A 6,897-nucleotide genomic window follows, 5' to 3' on the forward strand; every position below is an offset into this window, starting at 1 on the left:
TTTCTTTTAAACGCCTTAAAGAGGGTTTCTACATACCAACGTCGTCCTACTTGGGTTAAAAATTCTTCAATTTTCGCATCTACATTATTGCCGTGGTACTCATGATTTAAAGCTTGTTCATACCATACCATTTGAATATAGGAATTTGAGGAATTGGTCAGGTTTAAAGTATCGTCTAAATATTTCATTTGATCCGCGGTCATATCCCTAGGGAAATTTCTGATGAAATGTACCCATTCTTGGGGTGTCCAGTCTTCGGTTACTTTTTTATCAATTTTACCACTAGTAATATATTCCTGAAGGATATGCTCCACATTTTTAAATTTATAAGAGCTAATGATGGCTTGGTTTTTAGGAATTCCTGGTTGGTTGATCCATTCGTCGGTATTGAAACTTATATTGTTTTTTTTCAAAAGATTCGTGTTGAGATAGTCGACGAATTTCTCAGTAGTCATAGTTGAAAAAGCGTGCTCTTTAAAATAGGTTTTTAAAAAGGCATCTAATTTTTCACGACCAACGGTTTCTTCCAAAGTTCTTAAAAAAAGATAGCCTTTATCATACGCAATACTGTTCATTGCATCATCAGGATTTCTGCCTTTCAAATCGAGTTTGAGTTTGGTGTCATTGGGTGCATCTTTTAAATTTTCCAATTCATCATCCAAATCCTGTCTGCTAATTAGAGCGAGCATGTCTGCGCGTTCTTTCCCATAAACCGCTTCCATAATGCGCATTTCGAAATACACCGTAAAACCTTCATTGAGCCAAAAGTCATTCCAAGTGGCGTTTGTAACTAAATTTCCTGACCAAGAATGTGCTAGTTCATGGGCCACCAAGGATACTAAGCTTTTATCTCCTGCAATAACTGTAGGGGTGGCAAAGGTTAGTCTCGGGTTTTCCATACCGCCAAACGGAAAGCTTGGAGGCAACACAATCACATCAAATTGTCCCCATGCATAAGGGCCATAAAGTTGCTCGGCTGCTGAAACCATCTTTTCCATATCGGAAAACTCTTCGTAGGATTTATTGAGCATTGATTTTTCAGCGTAAACACCCGTGCGTTCACTAATAGCTTTATAACTAAAATCGCCAACTGCCAAAGCAATAAGATAAGGGGGAATGGCTTGATTCATTCTAAAATGATATAAGCCATCTGCAGTTTTTACCGTCGGATTTTCGGCACTCATGACGGCCATTAAGCCCTTAGGGACTTGAACATTGGCCTCATAAGTAATGCGTATTTGTGCACTATCCTGAATAGGGATCCAAGATCTGGTCAAAATAGCCTGTCCCTGTGTGAATAGAAAAGGGGAGGATTTATCAGCCGTTTGTTGTGGTTTTAACCATTGTACGGCTTCAGAGTTTTTGGTGGTTTTGTAAACAACTGTAATTTCTTTGGTGTCTTGATTGATGTTGATCGTTAGCGGTTGACCCATATATTTGTCATTGATTCCTAAGGAAAACTCCGTTTCTTTACCATCTGCTAAAACGGATTCAATATTTAGGTGTTTTGAATCTAAAATGATTTGCCTACTCTTGTTGTTTTCAATATCATAAGTCGCTTTCCCACTGATAATTTCGTTTTCAAAATCGACCACAATATCTAAATTCAAGTGCTTAATAAAAGCATTGTTTGGTTTGGCATAAGAATGTGGTTCTTCTACATAGCTATAAACAATTTCTTTTTCTTCTTTAGGCTGTGCGCAACTCGCCATGATAAACAGGATTAGATAAAGTAAAGCTTTTGAAGTGTTCATGTCGTTTTATACAATTAAGTTGTCTAAGATAATATTTTAATAGGAAAAATTAAAACTGCAAATACCAATAGGCCCAGTACATTAATCCAAATTGTAAAGGAATGCGCAAGATCAGCAGCCATTGCGGAATGCCGGCACCTGCTTTTTTACTGGAAAGCATATAGAAATGCACCAATAAAAACACGGTCAACATTGCAATAATACCTGAAATGGCCATGTTTTTTGTTGAAGGAAAACACAATCCAACTCCAAGCATAATTTCTGCGACACCGCTCAAGCTCACCAATACTTTATGATTAGGCAAATATCTTGGCATGATCCGTAAATAGGTTTTTGGCGTAATGAAATGCATCATTCCTGCAAAAATATAGATTGCTGCCATGAGGTAAAGGTGCCAAGGGTAGTTCATAGATTTTAGTCTTTATAGACGTTGTATGTTAATCCAATGCCATAGTTATTGAGTCCTGATTGTAGAAGTGTCGATTGAAAATTGCTGCCCTTTTCAAATCGTGTCCATTGATTGCCATTAATAAAAACACGTTTGACAAAAGTTCTGCTTTGAGGGATTTTATCAGTAAACGGAAGAAGTGGTCTGAAATTGGTTGGTATTTTTATAATACTCCCATCGTTGGATTTGATTTCTTTATATTTTTTGTTAGATAACAATTTACCTTTGTCGTCGGTATATCCTAAAACCTGTAAGGATACGAAAACTCCAGATTCAGGAATGAAGATGTCTTCATCAGACACATCTAAAATAAATTGGTCCCCATCTTTTTCCGTTACTCTAAAAACGATGGTGCGGTTGATGATTTCTTTGCCAGGAAAGCCGTTGTCATTGTTATAAAAATTGACTTTAAATAAGGTTGAAAATGGTTTTTTATCAGCGTTGGAACGTTTGCGCTTCTCCCAATCTTTGGATTCTAAGGTAATTGGGAAAAGTACTTTGGTTATCTTTTTCAAAGCCGGATCAGGATTTGAAAAATAAACGGCAATTTCAGATTCTATCGTAGGTAACCAGCAATGGTAATAATCATCATCCAAATATGGTTTGACTTTCTCTTCCTTGAATTTCCGATCTATTTTTGCGGTAATCAATACTTCATCTAAAGCATTGGTTTCGGTGTCCATCAGAATGGTGTTTGGCAAGTTTGAGGTTGCCACTGTAAGATCTTTATAACCTAATGCCGAAATGTAGAGGGTGTCAATATCTGGGTACAATTTTTTTGTGAAAACAAATTCGCCTTCATCATTTGCAAATAAACCATTACCGTTGTTAAAAGATACGGTAGCGTAAGAGACAGGATAACTTGACTGCGCATCTTTTATTTTGGTTTGTGAAAAGCTGATGCTCACAAAAAACAGTAAGAAATAAATGGGAGCAAACTTATAATTCATAGGTGGTGTTGTCTTTTATTTAAATTGCATGACTTAGGACGAAGCAAACGAGTAAAATGATTTTCCTTCATTTGTAGATGCATTTTCAATATACAAGACTTTAAAGATACATTTATTAATAAAAAAGCACTAATAAAATAAGGCGATGATATTTTGATAAACAAATAAAAAAAGGAACTACTAATTCATGTTTTCAAACGCTAAAAGGCTCTTGTGAAATTGAAAATTGTAGGGCTATTTGGGGCGTCAATTATAAAGTGAAATGAGAAAATGAAAATGTGCTTAATTAGACACAAATTTCAAACCCGCAATAGAAAGAATAAGAGTCGCCAAAAAGAAGACACGCCAAAAATCTACAGACTCCTTAAAAATTAAGATACCCACCAAAACGGTTCCAATGGCGCCAATGCCAGTCCAAACGGCATATGCGGTTCCAATGGGCAATGTTTCAGTGGCTTTTATCAAAAGCAACATGCTAATAGTTAGGCAGATTACAAATCCTACATACCACCATGTTACGGCGGTTCCGGTAGCATATTTTGCTTTTCCTAAGCACGCCGCAAATCCAACTTCAAATAAGCCACCGATTATTAATATGATCCAATTCATAAAATGAAAATTTTATCTATTTCTTTGAGTAAAAGACAAAGCCATTCCAGCTTTGCCACTTAGCGTCTCCGTAAGAGTTTTCAAACTCCATGCTTCACGCTTCCATCTTCGTGCTTCCAACTTCAAGCTCCTATATTTAATACCAGCGTTTTTTATTGCTCTTTGATCCTTGTCCTTTGCGTCCTTTTTTATGCTTACTTCCGGTTTTTTTGGAGCTGTGAATAATAGGTTTCGCCATGGGATCTAACGGATAAGGATGGCTGTCCTCCACAGGAATTTGGATATTAATGAGCTGCTGAATGGTTTTGATATAGGCTTTTTCATCTGCAGAACAGAGCGAATAAGAGTTGCCGAAATGTCCAGCACGTCCGGTTCTCCCGATACGGTGCACATAGGTTTCCGGTACGTTTGGAATATCAAAATTAATAACGGCATCTAGCTCGTCAATGTCAAGACCTCTTGCGGCAACATCGGTAGCAATAAGAATGTTGGCTTGCCCATGTTTGAATTTGTTTAATGCTGATTGTCGGTCAGTTTGTGTTTTGTCGCCATGAAAACTTTCCACCTTAAACCCATTTCTGATTAAGGTTTGCTCCAATTTTTCAACGCCGAATTTAGTCCGTCTAAAAATCAGGATATTTCCTGTAATGGTATTGCGTAAAAGATGCAGGCATAATTCAATCTTGTCTTGTTTCGGAACATAATACAACACTTGACTCACGTTTTTAGCAACCGATGAGGTAGGTGTGACTTCCACACGTTCTGGCGATTTTAAAATAGAGTTCGCCAATTGTTCGACTTTGAAAGGAATTGTTGCAGAAAATAATAAGGTCTGTCTCTCTTCCGGACACAAGCGTACAATTTTTGTGACTTCATCAATAAAGCCCATATCTAACATCAAATCAGCTTCATCCAAAACTAAGATTTCTACATAATCTAAATTGATTTCATCTTGTTTGTGCAAATCGAGTAAACGTCCTGGAGTGGCAATCACAATGTCCACACCTTTTTTAAGTAGGTCAATTTGAGGTTCGATAGACGCACCTCCAAAAATAACCATCGTTCTTAAATTGGTATGTTTACTATACGTTTTAAAGTTTTGGGCAATTTGAATCGCCAATTCTCGAGTAGGACTGACAATTAAGGCTCTGATTTTTTTGCCTTTTTTAGTGTCATCTTGCTTATCAAAAAGAAGTTGCAAAATAGGAAGTGCAAAGGCAGCGGTTTTACCCGTTCCTGTTTGTGCAGACGCAATCACATCTTTTTTGGCCAATACCAATGGAATGGTTTGCTCTTGAACTAAAGTAGGGACGTCGTAACCAGATTCGGCTACCGCTTTTAAAATGGGTTTGTTGAGTTGTAAGTCCTTAAATGACATTGATGATTATTTTCTGCAAAGATAACAGAAAATATAGTGGTAATATTAAGATGCAGTCATGCTTTTAATCTAAGGCATTTTTGGTAACAAACACACGCCAGCCAATGATGGCCATTTGTGTTTTTGTAGCTTTTGAAAGGTCAAGCTGTTGTTTTGAATAGCTTGGCAGTAGTGCTTTGTTGACTTTTGCTAACAATTTGAAAAAGCTTTTCTTCATGATAATATTCTTGTAAAGTAGATACTTATGTGTAGCAACGGTAACAAATATATAAATATAACTTCTGAATAGTATTAAAACGGCTAAGGTTTGGTTAAACTAAGGCCAAAACTCATTCTAGAACAGAGTTTTACTTAGTTTCTTCATCTAGCTAATAGAACAAATAATAGCGATTATAATTTTGACAAGTGTGATCATAAGTTAAGCATTTAAAAGGTTAGTGTTTAGTACAGAATTGCAATTGTCCTTTCAATATATATGTTTTAGAAACTATCTCCCTAATGTTTTAGTGGTTTTAATGAAATTGACTTTTAGTTTGTAGTTATAATGATGGTTGGGGTTTCGTAAAGTATTATCATATCTTATTTAATGTTCGTTTTTGTAATCTTATTGGAACAGTTAATGTTAAAAGTGTTAGTTCTACAGGGCGCTTTTTAGTCGATTTCAAAATACTAAGGCGAGTTTTATCTGATAAATTCGAGGTTTTAGTGTTTCCATCTTTCTTGAGAGCTTTTAGTTTTGCTTTTTGGAGAGTCATAAATTGTAAAATCGATTTTCTTATAAAATTAAAACTTCCTATGAATGAGTTAGTTATGTATCTTTATGGAAAAGGTCTTCTTGTGAAATATAGCATTACATTTTTTCTTTTTATCGTCTTTTCAAGTATGGCGTTAAGTCAAGTCGTTATAAATGAATTGGATTGCGATACGCCGGGTATTGACGATAAGGAATTTGTTGAACTCCTCTCAGAAACGCCCAATTTTCCTTTGGACGGATATGTGCTTGTGTTTTTCAATGGTTCAGTTTCCGGTGGTAACAAAAGTTATTTGGCGTTGGATTTAGATGGTTATGAAACGGATATCAATGGATTATTGCTGATTGGAAGCAATTTTGTTGTGCCAACACCTCACTATTTGATTCCGGTTTCGGTCATTCAAAATGGTGCTGATGCTGTGGCACTCTATCGGGCAGACGATTTGGATTTTCCGGAACACACCTTGGCTTATGTTGATGATACGTTAGTGGATGTGTTGATTTATGGTACCAATGATCCTGAGGCTATTGGTCTATTAAAAGTTTTCAGGGCATTTGATCCAGATATCCAACAGATCAATGAAGGCGCAGACAATAACAGGAATTCTATTCAGCGTTTTGTAGATGGAGATGGTCTGGTGACGTATAGTGCAACAATACCTACGCCAAGAAGATTAAACGATGGTTCTGGGATTGTGCTCAATGGCATTTTAATTTCCATTTCAGGAACCCAATATGATGAAGGCGATACGCTCGAAATTACCTTTAATACGGAGCAAAGCGTCACAGAAGATTTGATGTTTACTCTAAGTTTGGACAATTATGGATTTAATACATCAGATTTTACTGGAAATACTTCATTGACAATTCCTAACGGCGGAAATACGGTAACAACAACCATTACAATAATTGATGACACTGACGACGAAGGCGATGAGATCATGAAAGTGACGATTTCGGGATTTCCGCCGACATTTATGGTTCTCAACAATCATCAATTGATTAGG

6 protein-coding genes and 1 pseudogene are annotated in these 6,897 nt (G+C 36.5%); 1 reads left to right on the forward strand and 6 read right to left on the reverse strand.

The window, feature by feature from the left end:
* The 6 genes from ABIQ28_RS12235 to ABIQ28_RS12260 all read right to left on the reverse strand — a co-directional run.
* A partial coding sequence (locus tag ABIQ28_RS12235; protein WP_348037707.1) for a leukotriene A4 hydrolase C-terminal domain-containing protein occupies positions 1 to 1,754 on the reverse strand: 1,754 nt, incomplete at its 3' end.
* A 49-nt stretch (positions 1,755 to 1,803) separates the two neighbouring features.
* Positions 1,804 to 2,163 carry a MauE/DoxX family redox-associated membrane protein gene (locus ABIQ28_RS12240; RefSeq protein ID WP_348037709.1) on the reverse strand — a complete coding sequence of 120 codons (360 nt, stop codon included), beginning with the start codon at positions 2,161 to 2,163 and terminating at the stop codon, positions 1,804 to 1,806.
* A gap of 5 nt (positions 2,164 to 2,168) precedes the next feature.
* Positions 2,169 to 3,152 (reverse strand): hypothetical protein, encoded by a 984-nt coding sequence (locus ABIQ28_RS12245; RefSeq protein ID WP_348037711.1) that lies wholly within the window; start codon positions 3,150 to 3,152, stop codon positions 2,169 to 2,171.
* Between the two features lie 282 nt (positions 3,153 to 3,434).
* Positions 3,435 to 3,761 carry a multidrug efflux SMR transporter gene (locus ABIQ28_RS12250; RefSeq protein ID WP_348037713.1) on the reverse strand — a complete coding sequence of 109 codons (327 nt, stop codon included), beginning with the start codon at positions 3,759 to 3,761 and terminating at the stop codon, positions 3,435 to 3,437.
* A gap of 136 nt (positions 3,762 to 3,897) precedes the next feature.
* Entirely contained in the window at positions 3,898 to 5,139 is a 1,242-nt protein-coding gene (locus tag ABIQ28_RS12255) for a DEAD/DEAH box helicase (protein ID WP_348037715.1), read from the reverse strand.
* Between the two features lie 64 nt (positions 5,140 to 5,203).
* Positions 5,204 to 5,356, reverse strand: coding sequence for an SsrA-binding protein (locus tag ABIQ28_RS12260; protein ID WP_348037717.1), 153 nt, complete (start codon positions 5,354 to 5,356; stop codon positions 5,204 to 5,206).
* A gap of 578 nt (positions 5,357 to 5,934) precedes the next feature.
* On the opposite strand from ABIQ28_RS12260, the pseudogene ABIQ28_RS12265 reads away from it, so the two are divergent.
* A pseudogene (locus tag ABIQ28_RS12265) lies at positions 5,935 to 6,897 on the forward strand (endonuclease I); the annotation flags it as partial.

Source organism: Gelidibacter sp., assembly GCF_039916245.1.
GTDB lineage: Bacteria > Bacteroidota > Bacteroidia > Flavobacteriales > Flavobacteriaceae > Gelidibacter.

What these genes read in the sequence shown, in the direction of transcription:
- ABIQ28_RS12240 (WP_348037709.1), bottom strand. Translation starts at nt 2,163, where the DNA reads ATGAACTACCCTTGGCACCTTTACCTCATGGCAGCAATCTATATTTTT.
- ABIQ28_RS12245 (WP_348037711.1), bottom strand. Translation starts at nt 3,152, where the DNA reads ATGAATTATAAGTTTGCTCCCATTTATTTCTTACTGTTTTTTGTGAGC.
- ABIQ28_RS12250 (WP_348037713.1), bottom strand. Translation starts at nt 3,761, where the DNA reads ATGAATTGGATCATATTAATAATCGGTGGCTTATTTGAAGTTGGATTT.
- ABIQ28_RS12255 (WP_348037715.1), bottom strand. Translation starts at nt 5,139, where the DNA reads ATGTCATTTAAGGACTTACAACTCAACAAACCCATTTTAAAAGCGGTA.
- ABIQ28_RS12260 (WP_348037717.1), bottom strand. Translation starts at nt 5,356, where the DNA reads ATGAAGAAAAGCTTTTTCAAATTGTTAGCAAAAGTCAACAAAGCACTA.